A 19,763-nucleotide genomic window follows, 5' to 3' on the forward strand; every position below is an offset into this window, starting at 1 on the left:
CGGACTCCGTTGGCGCCGCGGCCAGTCGGACGGGCTCGCCCCACCAGGCAGTTTCCTCATCCCTCGAATCGCGGTTTCGCAAGTGATTCTCCTGCACAAGCAAAGGATCAGACGATCGGATGCCCGTTATAGGGATCATTGGCGTCCTGTGGCTGCTGCTCGTCCTGGCCGCGGGATACTGGGGTAACCGGCGTAAACTGGACGCGACGTTCGTCAAGGGCGTCCAGACGCTGATTACCATCGTCGCCCTGGCCGTCGCGGCGCCGCAGCTCGGCGTATTCAATACCGCCCTCGCGACGCTCTGGCTCCTCCTGTTCGTCGCCGCTTCCACCCTCTTGCGGCGGTTTCGCGTGCCGAACCTGGCCGCGCGGGCCATCGCCCTGGCGGCCGTAAGCCTGGCGCTGTGGGGCACCGACTCCCAGAACGTCATGCTGATCCGCACGCTGATCATGCTCGCGGTCACCAGCATTTTCCTCCTCGGACTGAACCTGGGCTTCAGGTACCTGGTCCGCCGCATACTCTGGATCTTCCCCGTACTCTTCGCCGTCTCGGTCATCACCTTCTCCATCATGCACGCCGTACCCGGCGGTCCCTTCGACGCGGGCGGCGAAACCGGCGGCATTCCGCTGACGCCCGAGGTCCGCGCCAACCTGATGCGGAAGTACAACCTCGACCAGCCGCTGCACATCCAGTACATCTCCTGGGTGAGCAACGTCGTGCGGGGCGACTTCGGCTATTCCTTCCAGCACCAGAGCAAGACCTGCCAGGAGCTCATCGCCCAGGCCTGGCCCGTCTCCGTCCACCTGGGAAGCATGGCCCTGATCGTGGCCCTCACTGGCGGGTTGCTGCTCGGCATTCTCGCGGCGGTATACCAGAACACCTGGATCGATTACGTCGCCTCGCTCACGGCGGTATTCAGCATCGTCACGCCCAGTTTCGTCGTGGCCGTCGGGTTGACCGTCGTCTTTTCCCTGTGGCTGCACCTCTTCGAAACGGGGGGCTGGAATTCGCCCAAGGACTGGGTCATGCCGGTGATCGCCCTGTCGCTCGGAGACATGGCCGTGGTGGCGAGGTATACCCGGTCGAACATGATCGAGGCCATCCGGGCCGACTACGTGCGCACCGCCCGGGCCAAGGGCCTCACCGAGTTCTCGGTCGTGGTGGTGCACGTGTTCAAGAACGCCCTGATCCCCCTGCTGACCATCGCGGGACCGATGATGGCCAACCTGATCACGGGATCCTTCTTCATCGAGACGATCTTCCGGATCCCGGGCCTTGGGCGGTACTTCACCACGAGCGTGTTCGCCCGGGACTACCCCATGATCATGTCCACGGCCCTGCTCTGGTCGTCGCTCATCGTCGTGATCTACGTCATCACGGACCTCATGTACGCGCTGGTGGACCCCCGCATCCGGTATAGGAAGGATTGAGCATGGATCCGATCGGCACAACGGGCGAAGTCGGCATCGTATGGGTCCTCGGCGCGATCCTGGGTTGGAGCTGGGACACCATGATCCTCGAGGTGGGGCGGATCGCCCTGGCGATCCAGCTGGTGCTCTACCTGCCCCGCATGTACCGCCTGGGACACCGGGACGAGACCGGAAGATGGGCGTCCTTCTGCCACACGGTGGTCCAGCGCAAATCCTACTTCGCGGCCGCGGGCGCCGTCGCCCTGCTCGCGGCGTGGTGGCTGCTCGGGCCCTGGATGAACCAGTACCCCTACGGCACGGAGGACATCCCCGAAAGCCTGTCGGAGTCCATGAGCTGGGACGGCCTCGAGCCCTTCTTCTCCTGGGCGGGACAGATCTTCCGCGTCGCGCTGGCCACGGAGTTCACCCTGCTCTGGCCGCGGGCCTACCGGTATTTTAAGAAACACGACAGCGGGCTCTGGGCGGACGCCACGCGGCGATTCTCGCGCAACAAGCTCTCCCTGGTCGGTCTTTTCCTGGTGCTGCTGCTGAGCAACACGGCCCTGCTCGCGCCCTGGATCGCGCCGCTGCACTACACCAAGCAGAACTTCCTGGTCGCCTGGCAGGAACCGTCGTGGATGTTCCCCTTCGGCACGGACGGTCTGGGCCGCGACCTCTTCAGCCGGGTCATCTACGGCGCGGAGATCTCCATGACAGTGGGCGTCCTCGTGCAGGCCATCATCTTCGCCATCGGCGTGCCCCTGGGCTCCCTGGCGGGGTACGCCGGGGGCCGCGTGGACAGCGTCATCATGCGGGGCGTCGACATCATGTCGGCCTTCCCGGGGCTGCTCTTCATCATCCTGATCATGTCGTGGCTGGGCGCGGGGCTCTTCAACATCTTCGTCGCCATCGGGGTAACCGGCTGGGTAGGGGTATGCCGTCTCCTGCGGGGGCAGATCCTGTCTTTGAAGGAAAAGGAGTTCGTCCGGGCGGCCAAGGCCATGGGCGGCAGCCACCTGCGCATCGTCGTGACCCACATCCTGCCGAACAGCCTGACGCCGCTGATCGTGGCCCTCGCCCTGGGCATCCCGTCGGCCATCTTCGCGGAGGCCGGTCTGAGCTTCATCGGCATCGGCATCAGCCCGCCCACGCCGAGCTGGGGGCAGATGGTCGGCGAGAACGCCAACTACATCCGGTCCTACTGGCACCTGGCGACCTTTCCCGCCATCATGATCGCCCTCACCATGCTCGGATTCCAGCTGATGGGCGACGGACTCCGGGACGCCCTCGACCCGAAGATGAACGAGTAGGCCGTGCTGCAGAAGGGCCCGGCGGCGACCGCGTTCACGGGCCCGGCGGCGACCGGGTTCATGAAAAAAAGTGACCAAGGGACTTGACAGCGCGACTTTAACCCTTATATTTACCCGTGTCGCCGACTCGGCGGCAGCCCGAACCTTGCACGTTCCCCTGATTGATTCCTCATTGGAAAGCCGTTTCTTCCTTAGATCAAGTTTCATGACGGCCGGTACCGCATTCTACGGGATTACTCCATCACCAAGGCAAGTTGCGTTTGCCCATACCCTGATGGCATAACCTAAAACCAGCACATCCGCGCGTCTCCAGACGCTGCACGCCAGGCCCGATACGCACAGGCCCGACTACCGGAAACGAACCGATCGCAAGCCGACGTTTCCGCCGCACACCATGTTCACAACCCAGTCTGACTTCAAATACTCTCCCCCCGACGCGTCGCGGGAATCGGCGCCTTAAGGAACTAAGGAACGCCCGTTCAGCGGGGGTTCAAGGGAGTTCACCGAACGTTTTTACAACCGAACGTTTTTTACAAAGGGAAGGAAGCATGCACATCCTGGAACTCAAGACAAAGACCCTGCCGGACCTGTACTCCATCGCCCAGGAACTCGACCTGCAGAGCTACACGGGCCTGCGGAAACAGGAACTGATCTTCAGCATTCTCCAGGCACAGACGGAGAAGGAAGGCGTGATCTTCGGGGAGGGTGTACTCGAGGTGCTGCCGGACAACCGCTGCGGGTTTCTCCGGTCGCCGGACTACAGCTACCTGCACGGCCCCGACGACATCTACGTCGCGCCGTCCCAGGTCAAGCGCTTCGACCTGCGTACCGGGGACACCATCTCGGGGCAGATCCGGCCGCCCAAGGACGGGGAGCGCTTCTTCGCGCTGCTCAGGGTGGACACGGTCAACTTCGACAATCCCGAGGCGAGCAAGGAACGGACGCTTTTCGACAACCTGACGCCCATCTACCCGCTGGAGCGCTTCCAGCTCGAATACTTGAAGGACAAGCTGCCGACGCGGGTCATGGACCTGCTGACGCCGATCGGCAAGGGGCAGCGCGGACTGATCGTCTCGCCGCCGAAGGCCGGAAAGACCATGCTGCTGCAGGAGATCGCCAACGCCATCACGGACAATCACCCCGAGGTGGTGCTCATGGTCCTGCTCATCGACGAACGGCCGGAAGAGGTGACCGACATGGAACGGTCGGTCCAGGGCGAGGTGATCAGCTCCACCTTCGACGAACCGCCGGAGCGCCACGTGGCGGTCTCGGACATGGTCCTGGAGAAGGCCAAGCGGCTGGTGGAGCACGGCCGGGACGTAGTCATCCTGCTCGACAGCATCACGCGCCTGGCGCGGGCCCACAACGCGGTGACGCCCCACAGCGGCAAGATCCTGTCCGGAGGTATCGACGCCAACGCGCTGCAGAAGCCGCGGCGTTTCTTCGGCGCGGCGCGGAACATCGAGGAAGGCGGGAGCCTGACCATCGTGGCCACGGCGCTGATCGAGACCGGCAGCCGGATGGACGAGGGCATCTTCGAGGAATTCAAGGGCACGGGCAACATGGAACTGGAGCTCAGCCGCAAGCTGGCGAACCGGTGGATCTTCCCGGCCATCGACCTGAGCGCGTCGTCCACCCGCAAGGCCGAACTCCTCCTGGAACCGGATATCCTGGGCAAGGTGAAGATCCTGCGGAAGTTCCTGGACGGCCTGGGACCCGTGGAAGCCATGGAACTGATGACCGAGCGCCTCTCGCGGACACCGACGAACGTGGATTTCCTCAAGTCCATGAACGAGTAGCGGCGCGCGCGCTTCGACTCACTTGAGCCGCTTGTAGAATTCCCTGAACTTGCGTTCCGACTCCGCCTTCTGCACAGGCGTCATGGCCTGGTAGAATCCGCAGTCGTTCGCGAAGGAGGGCGAGAGGGAGCTTCGCCTCGGAACCTTGTAGGCCTCGAACTTGAAGGTATAGATCTCGCAGGTCACATCGTCCCCGTGCATGCCGGGCATGACGTGGACGCAGTCGGTGCAGTCGCGCCGCGTTTCCCCCAGGTGGCCGTGTGTCCGGTTGTGCATGATCGACTTCAGCTTGCTCATCAGCATGCCTCCTGAAACATCTCCAACCGCAATCGTACCATCAATGTGATTAACCGAAGGGTAAACGGACCACCCGCCCTTGTCAACCGCAGGTCTGGCCCGTGACGACAAAAACAGGTTCGGCCCTCTCTTACACCCGGCTGCTCAGGGAGAACCGGACCTACCGGTTCGTCTGGCTGTCGCAGGTCGTATCCAATGCGGGGGACTGGTTCAATACGATCGCCGTGCTGGGCCTGACCCTCGCCCTGACCGGTTCCGGTCTCGCCCTGGGCATCGTCACGATCTGCCAGATGCTGCCCCCCTTCCTGATGACCCCGCTGGCCGGCGTCGTCGCCGAACGGTACGACCGCAAGCGGGTGATGATTACCGCCGATATCCTCCGGGCCGGCGTCGCCCTGGGATTCCTGCTGGTCGAAACGGCGGACGACGTCTGGATGCTGTACCTCTTCATGGCGCTGCTGTCCGGCCTGCAGCCCTTCTTCGACGTGACGCGGACGGCCGCGCTGCCGAGCATTGCCCGGGGCAAGGCGCTGCTGGCGGCCAATGCCCTGTCCAGCACGACCTGGGCCGCCATGCTGACCATCGGCTCCGCCGTCGGCGGCCTGGTCGCGGATCACCTGGGCCGGTCCGCCGCCTTTCAGCTGAACGCCTTCAGTTTCCTCGTATCGGCGGTTTTCGTGGCCCGGATCGCCATTCCCGCCGCGTCCGGCGCGGGACAGCCGGTACGGTTCCTCTCGGATTTCGTCGAGGGCATGAAGTACATCGGCCGCGACCGGCCCACGCGGGTCTACTTGCCGGGCAAGGCCACCTGGGGACTGGCCGGCGGCGGCGCCGTGCTCCTCTACGCCGTGTTCGGGGGACAGGTCTACCGCGCAGGCGACTCGGGCATCGCCATCCTGTACACGGCCCGGGGTATCGGGACGCTGTTGGGCGCCGTGCTCATCAAGTTCTTCGACACGATCCGGCTGGGCAAACTGAGGACGGGCATCCTCATCGGGCTGATCGGCTACGGCGCCTTCTTCATCCTGTTCTCGCAGGCCCCGTCCATCTGGCTGGCGGCGGTCTGCATCATCCTCGCCGCCGCGGGCAGCATGGTGATGTGGGTCTATTCTTCCCTGGGGCTTCAACTCGTGGTGGACGAAGACTACCGCGGAAGGGTGTTTGCCGCGGACCACGGCCTGTTCACGCTGGCCTTTTCCATTTCGACCCTGGGGACGGGCCTGCTGCTGGACGCCCTGGCGGCGCGCCTGGTGGCCTTCATGGCGGGGGCGGCCGGCATCCTGATCGTTGTCGCCTGGTACCTGCTCGCCCGACGCATTCCCTTAGACGGAATCCATCCCGACCGGGAAGACGGCCTGGACGGCGACCAGGATGACTAACGCCTCAAGTGGTAGCGTTCGAGCCAGGACGGCTAGCGTCTCACGTGGTAGCGCTCGAGCCGTTCGAAGTCTTCGATGTTCTGATCTATAAAGGCCTTGATCTTGAGGTGCCCGTCCCGGAGTTCCAGGCCGTCCAGGGTCTTGGGAATGAAGAAGAAAACCCGCTGGAAGAATCCCGCTACGCCCCGCTTCCGGCCCGAAAGACCCTCGAAGTCGGTGTACCGCGCCCATTCCAGTTCGTCGTGCAGTGCCAGCGTCACCAGGTAGCTCGTCCGGGGACCGCCGTCATCGGTGTACGCGGTCTCGGCGCCGTGGACGATCACGTCGGCATTCAGGATGTCCCGGTCGAAACGGAACGTGTAGTTCATGTCGTAGAGCGCGCGGATGTGGACCAGGAAATCGCCTGAACGGGCGGCATCGGGGCTGAAAAAGAGGTATGAAACGTGGTGGAGCGGAAAGGTGAGGCCCAGGGAAAACCCCTGCTTGAGGGCTTCGTCGACCGCTTCCCCGTCGGCGTAGAGGGGTATGTTGCGTTCGGCGATCCACCGGGCCAGGACCACGTTGACCCGCAATAGCGTGAGCGTATCCTGTTCCGCGGCGGTAAACATGTCGATGACGTCCGCCGCGTTCAGCCGGAGGGCTGTGGAATCGCCGGTGAAGGCGCGCAGGCCCGGAGGAACGGGCTGCGGCTCGCGTTGGTCCAGTCCGGCCAGAAAGGCGTCCAGGTGGGGCGTAGCCGGTTCGAAGGCTCTCAGCTCGCCCGGCGAAGCAAGGACCAGCCAGGCGGCGCTTAACCACGCCAGCGGGAGCGCCCTGGCGCTTAACCTCGCCAGCGGGAGCGCCCTGCCGAAACCAGCATATCCTCGGAATGCGCTCCGCATGCCGTTTCCCCTGTTTTCCGTGGTTCGGCCTGGTCCGGCCGGTCTGGCCGGTCTGGCCTGGTCCGGCCTTACTGAACCCGCTCTATGGTCAGCTTCTCCAGCACAATATCGAAAAGGGGACGGTCGCTCCGCGTCTGCACCCGGCCGATGGCGTTGACCACTTCCTGACCCTTCATGACTTGACCGAAGATGGTATAGCCTCCGTCCAGGTACGACTTGGGACCGTGGGTGATGAAGAACTGGCTGCCCGCGGTATCCGGCGATCCCGCGTTGGCCATGGCCAGCCGGCCGGGACGGTCGAAGCGCAGCGAGCCCCGGATTTCGCCCTTGATTTCATAGCCCGGGCCGCCCTGGCCCGTTCCCGTAGGGTCGCCGCCCTGGATCATGAAGTTGGGAATGACCCGGTGAAAGAGCGTCCCGTCGTAGTACGGACGTTTAACCTCGCGCCCGGTTTTAGGGTCCTTGAAGGCCCGGGTGCCCTCGGCAAGCCCGATGAAGTTATCCACGGTGGCGGGCGCCAGCTTGTCGAACAACTTGCAGATGATGACCCCCATGTTGGTCTGGAACACGGCGTAGGTCCCCGCCCCCAGAGCCTGTGAGGCCAGTTCGCCGGACGACTGCGCCGCGTCGTTCGACTGGACCGGCGGATGCGCCACGGCCCATGCGGACCAGGCGACGAGCCCCGCCAGCGCGGCGGTTATCGCGGTGATACGTATCCTTCTCATCGGTTACTCGCCCTCCCCTCTGACCACGGTCACTTTGACGATGCTAACCTCTTCAATAGGCCGCGACTGGTTCGTGGGCACCTCCGAAATGGCGTCAGCCACTTCCTGTCCCTCCACGACCTGGCCGAAGATGGTGTGCACCATGTCGAGATGGGGCGTAGGCGCTACCGTGATGAAGATCTGACCGCCGTTGGTGTTGGGGCCGCGATGCGCCATGGCCAGACGGCCGGGCTGGTCGAAACGCAGTTCCTCGCGCAACTCGTCATCGAACACGAATCCCGGGCTGCCATTGCCGGTGCCGGCCGGATCGCCGGTCTGGATCATGAAGTTCGGAATGACCCGGTGAAAGATCACGCCGTCATAGTAAGGCGTGCCGGACATGGTCTCGCCGGTTACCGGGTGGATCCACTCCCGCGTGCCTTCGGCCAGGCTCGAGATAATCTCCACGGTGGTGGGCGTCATGTCGGGGTACAATTCGCATTTGATGGTGCCCAGGGTGGTTTCGATGATCAACATGTTCGCGGGTTCTCCGCTGGTTTCGGGTTGGTCGGACGATTCGCCACAGGAAGCCATGAAAAACATGAGCGATACAACAGTCACAAAAAGGCCAGGTTTGCGCATCTTTCGCCTCCACTGACTTGGAATGATGGTCTGACCCCGGCTTCTCCGTCCGGGGTTCAGACCGCGGTATGCCCCGCATCCGGCCGGCCGGCGCTGGGCGCGGACTGCCGTTTGCGGTATGGCAGTCGGTGACTCTTCCGGTACTCCCACTGGAGCCGGTGGTTTTCCTTCTCCGTCGAAATGAAATCCCAGGGAAGCGACTGCAGATCCGCCATGTCCCCGAGATACTGCGAGGTATCCATCCCCAGTTCCGCCGCGGCGCGTTTCCAGTCTCCGTCCAGCCGCGCGGTTTCCATCACGAATCCGCTCAGTTCCCGGCCGCCTCGAGACAGGATGGCCTCGAAATAGGCGGACTTCAGGCTCTCGTGCTTGACGTCCACCCCTGCCGTGCCGCGCAGGGCCTTCTGAATGCGATTCAACTTGCGCCTGACCTCCTTGGGAGACGCCATGGGACTCCACTGGAAGGGCGTCAACGCTTTCGGCACGAAGGGATTTATGCTCAGCCGCAGCCGTCCGCCCGGTTCCCCGCACTCCCGCTGCAGTTCGGCAAGCCGGCGCGTCATCTCGATGAGTTCCTCGATGTCTGCGTCGGTCTCCGTCGGCAAACCGACCATGTAGTACACCTTGAGGTGCTTGATGCCCTTATCAAGTATCCTCCGGGCGCCGGTCAGGATTTCCTCCGAGGATATGGGCTTGTTGATCGTCTTGCGAAGCCTTTCCGACCCGGCCTCCGGCGCGATGGTCATGGTGCGCAGCCCCGTCTTCAGCATCAGCCTCAGCAGGCTGTCCGGGACCAGGTCGACCCGAACCGAAGAAACGCCCACGCGGAGACCGGTTTCTTCCAGGCCCGCACAGAGTTCGTCGAGGTGGGGATAGTCGCACATGGCCGAGCTGACCAGGCCCACGGCTTTCAGCCCCTCCTTGCCGTCGCGCGCCAGGGACGCGTTCTTCGACCGGATGACATCGAGTATGGTATCCGGCTTCAGGGCGCGGAACTTCGGATAGACGTAACTCACGGCGCAGAAACGGCACCGGCGGGGACACCCCCGGGAGATCTCGATGAGCAGCATGTCGCCGAACTCGGTGTCGGGCGTGAGGACGGCGGAATGGGCGGGATAGTCCTCGAAGTCGCGCACCTGCTGCTTGGCGATCCGTCCTACGGGCGCGCTTTCCGCTTCGGCCGCCGGGGCATCGCATCCGGCATCCGAGTCATCGCATCCGGCATCCGAGGCCATCCCGGCCTCCATCCTCTCCCGTTCACCCGGGGAAGCGGTCTGCAGGGACGGCACATACATGCCCGCCAGCGACATGGTATGGGCGAGATGGCGTTCCCGGTCCAGTCCCTGGTCCGCGAGGTAGCGGTCGATGTAGGCGTAAGCCGCCTCTTCGCCGTCGCCTATGACCATCACGTCGGCGAAATCCGCCACGGGCTCCGGGTTGATGTAGGTGATCGCGCCTCCGATCAGCACGATCGGATCGAAGCGCGTCCGGCTTGCCGCGAGCACCGGCACGCGGGCGAGTTCCAGGATGCGGACCAGGTTGGGATAGTCGTTTTCGAAGGATACGGAGAAGGCCACGATGTCGCACGAACCGAGCGGCAGCCCGGATTCGAGCGTAACCAGCGGCTTGCGGGACCTGGACAGGGCTTCAAGGCCGGAAGGTTCCGGGAGAAAGGCCCGTTCGCAGACGACATCGTCGCGTTCGTTGAGGTGACGGTAGATGGTCTGGAAACCCAGGTTCGACATGCCCAGGTAGTAGGTATTGGGATACACCAGGGCGATTCGAACGGCCTTACCGCCCGGTTTCTTGTATATGGTCCCCCGTTCGCGGGCGAGGGTCTCCGCCTGGGATTGTCCGAACATGCACCCTTCCGAAACGCTGATCGGCCGTGGCCGCGCTTGCCGGGCCGCACCGGACCGATCGTCCGTGTCACCATTCGCTATGGACCGCCAAAATACAGTCCCGAGACCCGGGTGTCAAGGCTCGCACCAGGGCAGCCACCGCGGCTGTGGCGGTGCGGGATAGGCTTGACACGCCGCGTTCCCGCGGTTAGTTTTCCGACAAACGACGGCTGTTGCGGTACCCCGTATACCGGGAGCCTGCGCATGGATGTGATGAACCACCGAAAGACCCGGAAAAGACTGTGGATACCGGCCGGCGTTCTGGCGCTCTGCCTGCTGGCGATACCACCGCAGGACGCCCGCGGGCAACAGGTGAGAGCCGACGTCATGGCGCACCTGGAAGCCCTGCCCGTCCTGCACCGCGAGCAGATGGCGGACTTCGGCCTAACGCTCGCCGACTACATCGAAGAATGGGACTGGCTGGAAGAGGACCTGCCCGAGCCGGTACACGTGGGTATCGAAGCCATTCTGGCCTTCATGGGCAGCGCGGTAAAGACCCAGTACGGCTCGCGCCTGACCGTGTACAGCGGAACGGACCTGAAGTACCTGGACCGGTGGTGGTTTTTTGAGTACGAACGGGAAGACTATCTGCAACATGACGACCAGCAGTTCAACGCCTTGACGTGGCTGATCGACTACTACGTGCACATCATGATCGGACACGCGCTGGACAAGTACACGGAGTTCGGCGGACAGCGCCATTTCCAGCGGGCTAATGCCATCGCGCTGGACGGCCGGTTCAGCCGCGAATTCCAGCGGGGGTGGGACGAACGGCTGGACCTGATCGACGGGATCCTGGCCGAAGACTACAAGCCCTGCCGCCTGATCCGGAACCGGTACTACCGGGGGCTGGCGGCACAAAAGGACAACAAGCTGGTGGAGGCCCGCACCCTCTGCCGCGAGGCCGTGGATTTAATGGCGGAAATCCACGAGAAGAACCCGAGAGACAAGTGGCTGAGTGAGTTCCTGAACGCCCACTACCTGCAGCTGGCGGATGTTTTCAGCGCGGAATCACCCACCGAAGTGCCCGATGCGGAATCTTCCAGGGAAGCCTACGACATGCTCATCAAGATCGATCCCGAGCACCGGGCGACCTACGAAGAGCATGCGGAGCAGGTGGGCAGATGAAGCGGACCGTTCAGTCCCCACGGCGGTACTTCGTGGACCGGGAGGACCATCTCCGTGACCTGTTCCGCTGAAACCGGCTGCGGCCGCAGGTAGGACACCGCCACTTGCGCTGCTTGTGAAAGCTGCGCTTTTCCTCGATCATCTTTCGGTCGCAACGATTGCAGCGCATGGGTATCGAAATGGGAAGACAGTCAATGACCAATGAATTCGGCAGGACAGGCAGGACCGACAGAACCGGCAGCACCGGCAGCACCGGCACACTCACAAACCTGATCCCGGGCGTCCTGATGGTACTGGCGGCACTCCTCGGCGCCCCCACGGCCCACGGATCCGAAGGCGAACCGGCGATCTGGCGCAAAATGGTGCGCGCATCGACCACCGTGCACGATGTTTTCCTTTCGCGTACGCCGCAGATCGTGATCTACGGCAACGGCCTCGTCGTGTTCCGGGACGACGATGCCCAGGCGCTGCACCGCTACATCCGACTGGTAGATGAGGAAGTGCCCGGACTGTACCTGGTCATGCAGACCACCTTCGGCCTGTCGAGCCTGACCAATGAGTGGCTCGATAACGAATTGACCTATGCCAGAAGCATACAGGAGCCCTATCGGGATAACAACGACAAGGTGACCATCTGGATCGGCATGCACTCCCCGCCGAGCCTGCACACCTACTCGCCCGCGCTGCTCAAGGCCCGATCCGTCAACGACGTGATCGCGCCGGCGTGGAACGCCATGTACAAGTTCAACCTCTTCCTCGCCGGGTTTACCCATCCCAGGGCCGCACCCTACGTCCCCGACCGCGTCGAGATCGCCGTGCAGCATCTGCCCCGGTACATGGCGGACCAGTCCGGCGAGGCCGTGGACTGGCCGCTGGATTCGACCGACCTGGCCGAGGTGAAGGGGAAGCGCCCGCGGGGATACCGCACGCTCACCGGATCATCGGCTCGCGAAGCCTATGGGCTGCTGACCGTCAACCAGGTGATCCGCTCCGGCGATCAGCTGTACCTCGTCTGGGTGCGCCCGGTCCTGCTTCCTTGATTTGACGCCTTCCTTCCCTTATCCCTTCACCGCCCCCAGGGCCAATCCCCTGACCATGTACCGCTGCACGAAGGCGAACACGGCCAGCGCCGGAAGCAGCGCCAGCGTGGCGCCGGCCATCATGCGGCCCCAGTGAACGTCGTACTTGCTGATGAAGTTGTACAGGCCCACGGGCAGGGTGAAGGTGGATTCCGAGTTCAGGAACATCACCGCAAAGAGCAGTTCGTTCCAGGCGCCGATGAAGGCGAAGAGAAAGGTGGCGATCAGCCCGGGACGGGCCAGCGGCACGGCCACGCGCAGGATCGCCCCCATGCGGTTGCACCCGTCCACCATAGCGGCCTCTTCGAGTTCCGACGGGACGCCCGCGAAGAAGCCCTGCATCATGAGCGTGCAGAAGGGGATGTTCAGCACGGTATATACGATCATCAGGCTGTAGAGCGTGTCGAGCAGGCCGAGTACCCGTAAGATAATGAAGAGCGGGACGATGAGCACCACCACGGGCATCATCTGGGTTGCCAGGAAGACCAGGAGGGTGACCTGGCGTCCCCGGAACCGGTAGCGCGCCAGGGCGTAACCCCCCAGCACGGACACGGTCAGCGTGCAGGCCGAAGCCAGACTGGCGACCGTGAGGCTGTTGGTGAAGAACCGGGGGATGTCGGTGCGCAGGAAGACCGAGGCGTAGTGTTCCAGCGTCGGCGCCGCCGGGAAATACCGCAGGGGCCATACAAAGAGGTCCTGCGCCGGCGTAAGGGAAGTAACCACCATCCAGTACACGGGAAAAACGGCGAAGACGAAGAACGCGCACATTCCGGTGAATTGAACCCCTCGGCGCAATGGATGCATACGGATCATCGTTCCTGCCTCAAAAAGCGGCCTCAAATGGCGGCCTCGTCGCCGTAGAACCGGGTGACGCGGAGGAACACGGCGGTGAACACCAGGGAGATCACGGTCAGCGCCACGCCCAGGGCGGCCGAATACCCGAAATCCAGGCCCAGGAAGGCCTTCTGGAACACGTAGAGCGCCAGGGTGCGGGAAGCCCCGGCCGGACCGCCCCCGGTCATGACCCAGATCAGGTCCGCCCAGTTGAAGACCCAGATCGCCCGGAGCAGAATGGTGATGACGATGGCCGGTTTCACCATGGGCGCGGTGACGCGCCAGAAGGACTGCCAGGCCGTGGCGCCGTCCATGTCGGCCGCTTCGTACAGGCTCGGAGGGATGGCCTGGAGCGCGGCGAAGAGCATGACGGCGAAGAAGGTGACCCCGAACCAGATGTTGGCCAGTACGCAGGAGAGGAGCGCCGTCTCCTCGCGGGACAGGAACCCCACCTTCTGATCCAGCAGGCCGACCCGGATGAGCAGGTCGTTGACCAGCCCGAATTCCCCGTTCAGGAGCCAGGCCCAGATGATGGCGATCAGGAAGCCCGATACCGCCCACGGCGCGAAGACGACGGCCTGGAAGATCCCCCGGGCCCTGAACCGCGCGCTGTTGAGCAGCAGCGCCAGGCAGAAGCCGAGCAGGAACTGGAAGAACAGCGAAACGACCACCCATACCACGGAGTTCCACAGGCTCCGCCAGAAATACTCGTCCCCGAGCATGAAGGCGTACTGGTCCAGTCCGACGAAGGGCGTATTGAGGGGATCCATGAGCTGGTATTCCTGCAAAGACAACAGGAACACCGTGGCCATGGGGTAGAACAGGAATCCCGCGATGAGCAGGTAAGCCGGCGCCAGGAGCAGGTAGGGATCGGCCTTTTTCATGGCGAAAGGGGTTGCTCAGACGGCTCGGACAGCCGGGGCGGCCGCGGCGTATCCGGACCGTGGCGTTCCACGTAACGCCGCTGGGCCCGGTCCAGGAAGTCGGCCAGCCGGTCGAGCGTATCCCGCGGCGACTGCCGGCCGAGGAGCATCTTCTGCTGTTCCTCGGTGACCAGCACCTCGATGAATTCACCCATTTCGGGCAGGTAGCTCGGGTACCAGTTCTGCAGGAGCGTAGTATCGGTGGCCATGTCCATGAACGGCCGCAGGAACCCCTGGCCGAAGTAGGGGTCGTCCATGCCCTGATTTACCGTCGGCAGCACGCTCGCGTCCTTGCTGTAGGCGATGAGCTGCTCCGGCGCCATCATCCACTCGTAGAACGCCAGGGCGCCGCCGGGGTTCTTCGCCTCCCTGGATATGGAGAGGATCCAGATGTCGTTGGAGGCCACGTGGGCCCGGGGTCCGGCGGGCATGGGCGCCGTGACCAGGGTCGATTCGTCCATGCCGTGATCCAGGCAGGTGCGCACCACTTCCGGGTCCTGCTCGATACACCCGCAGATCCCGGACCAGAACCCCTGCACCAGTTCGTTGTATCCCCAGTTCACCGCGTCCGCCGGCGCCAGCCCGTCCCGGTAGATATCGTACCAGTAGGTCAGTCCTTCCACGTGCTCCGGGCTGTTGATGATGCAGCGCTGGTCCCCGTCGAACCATTCGTTCGTGCCGGAGAACTCCTCCAGGATGGGCCACCAGGTCCAGAAACCGCCGCGGGCCCCGCGCAGGGCGTATCCGTAACGGCCCCGGTCCCGGTCAGTGATCCGTTCCAGCAACGCGCGCCAGCCGGTCCGGGTCGCAGCAGGATCCAGTCCCTGCTCATCCAGCCACCGCCTGCGGTAGAACATGGCCCGCGTCGTCAGCTCCAACGGCAGCCCGTAGACCCGGCCGTCCTCGATGGCCGTGCTGCTCTCGCACCGGAGCAGGGCCGTCCGCGTGAAGGCGTCGCGATGAGGCCACGTCGCGTACCAGGACGTCAGGTCCTCGATAGCGCCCATGGCCCGGAACTCGGCAATCCACTGGCCCGTCGCCGTAATCACGTCGGGCGGGTTGCCGCCGGCGATCATGGTGAGCAGCTTGGCGTGGCCCTGGTCCCACGGCACGGGCATCACTTCCACGCGCAGGTCATCCCGCGAGGCCATGAAGCGGTCGACCTGGCGGGCCAGGGCCTGGTTCTTCACTTCGCCCATCGGGCTGAAGACGGAGACGGCCCGGCGGTCGTCCCCGCCTCCGCAGCCCAGCACGGCCACGCCCGCGGCGGCGGTTCCGCCGAGCCGCAGCATGTCGCGGCGGGTGAGGTGACGGATTCTCCTGAGGGGTCCGGCGTGATGAGGCATCGTGTGGGTTTCGTAGCAGCGAATCGGCCACCTGCGCGGACCAACGCGCTGTCCGCACAGTCGTACGGCGTGGTCTATTGACGAAATATGCCCGGGACCGCGGGTCGTCCGGGACCGCCGCGCTAGGCCGGCGGCCTCGGCGTTTCCGGGCCGTACCGATCCACGTACTTCTGCTGCGCCCGGGTCATGAAGTCGGCCAGCCGGTCGAGCGTCTCCCGGGGAGACTGCCGCTGCAGCAGCATCTTCTGGTGCTCCTCGGTCACCCGCACCTCCAGAAACTCCCCCATCTCCGGCAGGTAGTTGGGATACCAGTTCTGCAGGATGGCCGGGTCCGTGACCATTTCCACGAAGGACCGGTAGAGACCCTGTCCGAAGGCGGGGTCCTCCATCGCACTGGCGAAGGGCGGGATCATGTTGACGTCCCTGCAGTACCGGAGCCGTTGTTCGGGCGCCATCAGCCAGCCGAGAAACGTCCAGGCTTCATCCTTGTGCGGGGAAGCCGACGACATGGCTGTATACCCCCCGTCGGACAGGGCCACGCGGGCCCTGGGGCCGGCGGGCATGACCGTGATGGCGAGGCTGTCTTCGTCCAGGCCGTGCTCCAGGCAGGTCCGGACGACCTCGGGGTCCTGCTCCATCGTGCCGCAGAGCCCCGACCAGAATCCCTGGACCAGTTCGTTGAAACCCCAGTTCAGCGAGTCGGGCGGCGCGAGTCCGTCCTGGTAGAGGTCGTTCCAGTAGGACAGGCCTGCCACGTGGTCCGGACTGTTGATAATGCACCGGTGGTCTTCGTCGAACCAGGCGTTCGACCCGGCGTATTCCTGGGCGATGGCCCACCACGACCAGAAACCGCCCCGGGCGCCCCGGAGCGCGTATCCGTAACGCTGGCGGGAAGGGTCCGTGATCTTTTCAAGCAGTACACGCCACTCCTCGCGCGTCTCCGCAGGCGCCAGGCCGTATTCGTCGAGCCACTCGGTGCGGTAGAACATGGAACGGACGGCCACCTCCGTGGGCAGGCCGAAGACCTGGTCGCCGTCGAAGGCCATCGTCGCCCGGGTCAGCCTCTTCACCTGTTCCGAGTAGCCCTGGAGATGGGGCCAGTCCCGCACCCATGGTCCGAGGTCCTCGAGGGCGCCCATGGCCCGGAACTCGGTCACCCACCAGCTGGGAATGGTCATGACGTCGGGCGGCGCACCGCCCAGGATGGCGGTGAGATACTTCGAATGGGCCTGGTCCCAGGGCACCTTGATGTGCTCGATCCGGATGCCTGGATGGATCTCCATGAACTCCGCGATGAGCGGTTCAAGAGACCGGTGCTTCTCCCGCGTCTGGGCCGTCATGAAACGCACGGTCTTCCGGTCAGCCTGGCCGGCCCGGCCGGTCCGGCCCGCCCCGTCGTCACCGCCGCCGCAAGCTGACACGGCCGCGCCGAGCAGGGCGCCGCCGCCGAGCAGGGCGCCGCCGCCGACCTTCAGGGCTTCGCGCCGGGACATTTTCCCGGGTTTATCAGGTGCGGTCATGGGATGGATGGGACGTAGCCGCGGCGGTCGTGGAAGACGCGGCGCGGCCTACCACTTCTCGAGCTCGAAGGTCATCGCCGCGAAGGACAGCGGGGGTAGAAAACACTGGCACCTGCCCCCGGCGACCTTGATTTCCCGGTAGGGCTGCTTACCGACCAGGTCGGGCTGCTCGAACGAATTGGCCGCCTTCGGGTCCTGGCCTCCGGAGAGTATCTCGGCGCTGACCAGCGATTCGATCGGCCGGTCTTCGAGCACGATACGCAGGGGCACGTCGGTGTCCGTGCTGCGGTTCGTGACGAAGACATGCAGTTTACGGTCGTTCTGTATCATGGCGGCGTCGATGTAGTTCACCCGCCCATAGCTCTCGCTCATGTATCCCGCGCCGTCCACGAAGGTCCGGAGCGACGTGCCTTCCTGCCGACCCGCGTACATGGTGAAGGGGTGGTAGATGGACTGAATGAGGAGGTCGTCTCCCCGGGTAATCAGCGGGGCGATGACGTTGACGATCTGGGCGATGTTCGCGATGCGGACCGAGTCGGCGTGGCGCACGAAGCTGTTGAGGAAACCGGACACGACGAGGGCGTCTTCGAGGTTGTACACCTCCTCCACCAGGTGCGGCGCAAACTGCCCTTCACCGTCCATTTCGCGGTTCTTGTACCAGACATTCCATTCGTCGAAGCACAGGTAAGTGCGTTTGTTGCTCCGGCGCTTGGCCTGGACGAAACGGCATACCGCGTCCATCTCCTCGATCTGTTGGTCGATGGAGTTCGTTACCGCCAGGTAGTCCGGCGTATCGTCCTTCGGGTTGCCCACGTAACGATGCAGGCTGATGTAGTCGGCGTAATCGCCCAGGTAGTCGAGGACCTGCCGGTCCCATTCCATGTAGGTGTCGAACATGTCCACGGAGCAGGATCCGCAGGCGACCAGTTCGATCCGCCGGTCCGCGTCCTTCATCATCTTCGCGGCCTGCTGGGCCCGGATCGCGTACTGGTCGGCCGGCACATGACCGAGCTGCCAGTGGCCGTCCATCTCGTTGCCCAGGCACCACAGGCCGACGTCGTAGGGCATCTCCTCCCCGTTGCCCACCCGGATGTCGGCGAAGTTCGTGCCCGCGGGACAGTTGCAGTACTCGACCCAATTTCGGGCTTCCTCGGGCGAGCCCGTGCCGAGGTTGACCGTGAGCATGGGCTGCCAGTCCATTTTACGGCACAGCCGGATGAACTCGTCGGTGCCGAATGCGTTCGGCTCGATGCTCTGCCAGGCTAGCTCGCGCACGGTGGGACGCAGCTTCTGCGGGCCCACCCCGTCCATCCAGTGGTAGCCGGACACGAAGTTGCCGCCGGGATACCGCATGACGGTCATGGACTGATGTTTCATGGCATCCATCACGTCCGTGCGGAACCCGTCCTCGTCCGCGTGCTTGCAGTCCGGGTCGAACACGCCCTCGTAGACGGCCCTGCCGATATGCTCCAGGAACCCTCCGAAGATCCTCGGATCGACCGGCGCGATCTGGAATTTAGTGTGCGCGTACAGTGTCGTCTGTCGCATGCGGGTCGCGTTCCTACGGGTTTACATCACCTGGGTGTACACCACCTGGATCTACATTACCTGGGCCGTAGTCTTGTAGTGCATCTTGGCCACGGAAGACAGCTTGTCCACACCATGCCGTTCGACGTATTTCCTGCCTGCGGCGACGACCGGCGCGCCGGCGCCCTTGGGCAAAGTAAGGCCGGCCTCGCCCGACAGCCTTTCCAGGTACTCCAGGAACCGGTCCCGGGCGAGAATGGACGCCGCGGCCACGGCCAGGTACCGCTCTCCCCTGTGTTCCTGGATCAGTTCGATCTCACGGCCCTTTTTCATGAGCCGGGACCGGATGTAGCTTTCGTTGCCGAACTGGTCCGTCACGGCCAGTTTGCACGGGGTACCTTCCAGCAGGCTCTCGATGGTGCGGGCGTGTCCCCAGGCCAGGAGATGGTTGAGATTCCTGCCTTCACGCCGGAATTCCTCGTACAGCGTGTTGTATCGTTCCGGCGGTATGATCACCTCGCGGTATTTTCCGATGCAGATCCGCCTGATCTCGGCCGCTAGCTTGCGGCACGTGGCGTCGCCCAGCTTCTTGGAATCCCGGATGCCCAGGGTCACCAACCGCTCCCGGGTCCCGTTTTCGACCAGGACGCCACCCACCACCAGCGGACCGAAATAATCGCCCTTGCCGGACTCGTCCGTCCCGATGTGGGGAAGGGGAAGCTTCCGGGTCCCGGCGCCGCCGGAACCGTTGCCGCCGCCGGAACCGTTGCCGCCGCCGGAATCGTTGGCAGCCGTTTCAGCGTGCTCATCCAGAAAGGGCGAAAGCACGTGCAGGATCACCTGGAGCAGATGACCCGCCCTGCCCTGGATCATCAGGGTGCCTTTCCGGTACTGCTTGAGGACCAGTCTTTCCCCTTCGTCCTCGAACGCCAGCACCCAGTCGCACCAGTCTTCGGTCCTGCGCTCTGTCGGACCGAGGTTTTCCAGGGCCTCAAGGATCCCGCGCCGCGTGCCGGCGTCGGCGATATCGTATCTGCGGGATACGGGTTCCGGTCTGCGCCGGTTCATCGGTCACCGCTTTCCG

At 64.1% G+C, this 19,763-nt stretch carries 17 protein-coding genes; 6 read left to right on the forward strand and 11 right to left on the reverse strand.

Annotation, left to right across the window (positions count from 1 at the left end):
* Nucleotides 1-449 precede the first annotated feature (449 nt).
* The 3 genes from F4Z81_10020 (at nt 450) to rho (ending at nt 4,518) form a co-directional block, all read left to right on the forward strand.
* Nucleotides 450-1,430: an ABC transporter permease gene (locus F4Z81_10020; protein ID MXW05388.1), complete on the forward strand. Its 981-nt coding sequence runs from the start codon at nt 450-452 to the stop codon at nt 1,428-1,430.
* A 329-nt stretch (nt 1,431-1,759) separates the two neighbouring features.
* A complete protein-coding gene (locus tag F4Z81_10025; GenBank protein ID MXW05389.1) occupies nt 1,760-2,719 on the forward strand; it encodes an ABC transporter permease in 960 nt (319 codons plus the stop codon).
* Nucleotides 2,720-3,267: 548 nt separating this feature from the next.
* Nucleotides 3,268-4,518 carry a transcription termination factor Rho gene (gene rho, locus F4Z81_10030; GenBank protein MXW05390.1) on the forward strand — a complete coding sequence of 417 codons (1,251 nt, stop codon included), beginning with the start codon at nt 3,268-3,270 and terminating at the stop codon, nt 4,516-4,518.
* A gap of 18 nt (nt 4,519-4,536) precedes the next feature.
* Here rho and F4Z81_10035 read toward each other — a convergent pair whose 3' ends face one another.
* Nucleotides 4,537-4,815: a hypothetical protein gene (locus F4Z81_10035; protein ID MXW05391.1), complete on the reverse strand. Its 279-nt coding sequence runs from the start codon at nt 4,813-4,815 to the stop codon at nt 4,537-4,539.
* A 101-nt stretch (nt 4,816-4,916) separates the two neighbouring features.
* Here F4Z81_10035 and F4Z81_10040 point away from each other — a divergent pair, with 101 nt between their 5' ends.
* Nucleotides 4,917-6,194: an MFS transporter gene (locus F4Z81_10040; protein MXW05392.1), complete on the forward strand. Its 1,278-nt coding sequence runs from the start codon at nt 4,917-4,919 to the stop codon at nt 6,192-6,194.
* A gap of 32 nt (nt 6,195-6,226) precedes the next feature.
* Here the strand turns inward: F4Z81_10040 and F4Z81_10045 are convergent, their stop codons facing one another.
* The 4 genes from F4Z81_10045 to F4Z81_10060 form a co-directional block, all read right to left on the reverse strand.
* On the reverse strand, nt 6,227-7,075 hold the full coding sequence (locus F4Z81_10045) for a hypothetical protein (protein ID MXW05393.1): 849 nt from the start codon (nt 7,073-7,075) through the stop codon (nt 6,227-6,229).
* Nucleotides 7,076-7,143: 68 nt separating this feature from the next.
* Nucleotides 7,144-7,800 (reverse strand): peptidylprolyl isomerase, encoded by a 657-nt coding sequence (locus F4Z81_10050; protein ID MXW05394.1) that lies wholly within the window; start codon nt 7,798-7,800, stop codon nt 7,144-7,146.
* Between the two features lie 3 nt (nt 7,801-7,803).
* Nucleotides 7,804-8,316, reverse strand: coding sequence for a peptidylprolyl isomerase (locus tag F4Z81_10055; GenBank protein MXW05395.1), 513 nt, complete (start codon nt 8,314-8,316; stop codon nt 7,804-7,806).
* Between the two features lie 161 nt (nt 8,317-8,477).
* Nucleotides 8,478-10,283 carry a radical SAM protein gene (locus F4Z81_10060; protein ID MXW05396.1) on the reverse strand — a complete coding sequence of 602 codons (1,806 nt, stop codon included), beginning with the start codon at nt 10,281-10,283 and terminating at the stop codon, nt 8,478-8,480.
* Between F4Z81_10060 and F4Z81_10065 the strand changes: the two genes are divergently transcribed.
* Both F4Z81_10065 and F4Z81_10070 read left to right on the forward strand, forming a co-directional pair.
* Entirely contained in the window at nt 9,528-11,450 is a 1,923-nt protein-coding gene (locus F4Z81_10065; GenBank protein MXW05397.1) for a DUF4835 family protein, read from the forward strand. The genes F4Z81_10060 and F4Z81_10065 overlap by 756 nt on opposite strands.
* A 194-nt stretch (nt 11,451-11,644) precedes the next feature.
* On the forward strand, nt 11,645-12,490 hold the full coding sequence (locus F4Z81_10070) for a hypothetical protein (GenBank protein MXW05398.1): 846 nt from the start codon (nt 11,645-11,647) through the stop codon (nt 12,488-12,490).
* Between the two features lie 18 nt (nt 12,491-12,508).
* Here F4Z81_10070 and F4Z81_10075 read toward each other — a convergent pair whose 3' ends face one another.
* The 6 genes from F4Z81_10075 to rnhC all read right to left on the reverse strand — a co-directional run bounded on the left by F4Z81_10075 (nt 12,509) and on the right by rnhC (nt 19,747).
* Nucleotides 12,509-13,342 (reverse strand): carbohydrate ABC transporter permease, encoded by an 834-nt coding sequence (locus F4Z81_10075; GenBank protein MXW05399.1) that lies wholly within the window; start codon nt 13,340-13,342, stop codon nt 12,509-12,511.
* A 23-nt stretch (nt 13,343-13,365) separates the two neighbouring features.
* The gene (locus tag F4Z81_10080) at nt 13,366-14,247 is read right to left on the reverse strand and encodes a sugar ABC transporter permease (protein MXW05400.1); all 882 of its coding nucleotides are present in this window, start codon (nt 14,245-14,247) and stop codon (nt 13,366-13,368) included.
* Nucleotides 14,244-15,632 (reverse strand): sugar ABC transporter substrate-binding protein, encoded by a 1,389-nt coding sequence (locus F4Z81_10085; GenBank protein ID MXW05401.1) that lies wholly within the window; start codon nt 15,630-15,632, stop codon nt 14,244-14,246. The genes F4Z81_10080 and F4Z81_10085 overlap by 4 nt, the downstream gene beginning before the upstream one ends.
* Nucleotides 15,633-15,754: 122 nt before the next feature.
* Nucleotides 15,755-17,125 carry a sugar ABC transporter substrate-binding protein gene (locus tag F4Z81_10090; GenBank protein ID MXW05402.1) on the reverse strand — a complete coding sequence of 457 codons (1,371 nt, stop codon included), beginning with the start codon at nt 17,123-17,125 and terminating at the stop codon, nt 15,755-15,757.
* 75 nt (nt 17,126-17,200) lie between these two features.
* Nucleotides 17,201-18,700 carry an alpha-N-arabinofuranosidase gene (locus F4Z81_10095; protein ID MXW05403.1) on the reverse strand — a complete coding sequence of 500 codons (1,500 nt, stop codon included), beginning with the start codon at nt 18,698-18,700 and terminating at the stop codon, nt 17,201-17,203.
* Between the two features lie 51 nt (nt 18,701-18,751).
* The gene (gene rnhC / locus F4Z81_10100) at nt 18,752-19,747 is read right to left on the reverse strand and encodes a ribonuclease HIII (GenBank protein MXW05404.1); all 996 of its coding nucleotides are present in this window, start codon (nt 19,745-19,747) and stop codon (nt 18,752-18,754) included.
* Nucleotides 19,748-19,763: the final 16 nt, after the last annotated feature.

The sequence above is a fragment of the Gemmatimonadota bacterium genome, assembly GCA_009835325.1.
Classification (GTDB): domain Bacteria; phylum JAAXHH01; class JAAXHH01; order JAAXHH01; family JAAXHH01; genus JAAXHH01.

What these genes read in the sequence shown, in the direction of transcription:
- F4Z81_10020 (MXW05388.1), top strand. Translation starts at nt 450, where the DNA reads ATGCTCGCGGTCACCAGCATTTTCCTCCTCGGACTGAACCTGGGCTTC.
- F4Z81_10035 (MXW05391.1), bottom strand. Translation starts at nt 4,815, where the DNA reads ATGAGCAAGCTGAAGTCGATCATGCACAACCGGACACACGGCCACCTG.
- F4Z81_10060 (MXW05396.1), bottom strand. Translation starts at nt 10,283, where the DNA reads ATGTTCGGACAATCCCAGGCGGAGACCCTCGCCCGCGAACGGGGGACC.
- rnhC (MXW05404.1), bottom strand. Translation starts at nt 19,747, where the DNA reads ATGAACCGGCGCAGACCGGAACCCGTATCCCGCAGATACGATATCGCC.
- F4Z81_10090 (MXW05402.1), bottom strand. Translation starts at nt 17,125, where the DNA reads ATGTCCCGGCGCGAAGCCCTGAAGGTCGGCGGCGGCGCCCTGCTCGGC.
- F4Z81_10045 (MXW05393.1), bottom strand. Translation starts at nt 7,075, where the DNA reads ATGCGGAGCGCATTCCGAGGATATGCTGGTTTCGGCAGGGCGCTCCCG.
- F4Z81_10080 (MXW05400.1), bottom strand. Translation starts at nt 14,247, where the DNA reads ATGAAAAAGGCCGATCCCTACCTGCTCCTGGCGCCGGCTTACCTGCTC.
- F4Z81_10065 (MXW05397.1), top strand. Translation starts at nt 9,528, where the DNA reads ATGGGCGGGATAGTCCTCGAAGTCGCGCACCTGCTGCTTGGCGATCCG.
- F4Z81_10075 (MXW05399.1), bottom strand. Translation starts at nt 13,342, where the DNA reads ATGATCCGTATGCATCCATTGCGCCGAGGGGTTCAATTCACCGGAATG.
- F4Z81_10055 (MXW05395.1), bottom strand. Translation starts at nt 8,316, where the DNA reads ATGTTGATCATCGAAACCACCCTGGGCACCATCAAATGCGAATTGTAC.
- F4Z81_10050 (MXW05394.1), bottom strand. Translation starts at nt 7,800, where the DNA reads ATGAGAAGGATACGTATCACCGCGATAACCGCCGCGCTGGCGGGGCTC.
- F4Z81_10085 (MXW05401.1), bottom strand. Translation starts at nt 15,632, where the DNA reads ATGCCTCATCACGCCGGACCCCTCAGGAGAATCCGTCACCTCACCCGC.
- F4Z81_10095 (MXW05403.1), bottom strand. Translation starts at nt 18,700, where the DNA reads ATGCGACAGACGACACTGTACGCGCACACTAAATTCCAGATCGCGCCG.
- rho (MXW05390.1), top strand. Translation starts at nt 3,268, where the DNA reads ATGCACATCCTGGAACTCAAGACAAAGACCCTGCCGGACCTGTACTCC.
- F4Z81_10070 (MXW05398.1), top strand. Translation starts at nt 11,645, where the DNA reads ATGACCAATGAATTCGGCAGGACAGGCAGGACCGACAGAACCGGCAGC.
- F4Z81_10025 (MXW05389.1), top strand. Translation starts at nt 1,760, where the DNA reads ATGAGCTGGGACGGCCTCGAGCCCTTCTTCTCCTGGGCGGGACAGATC.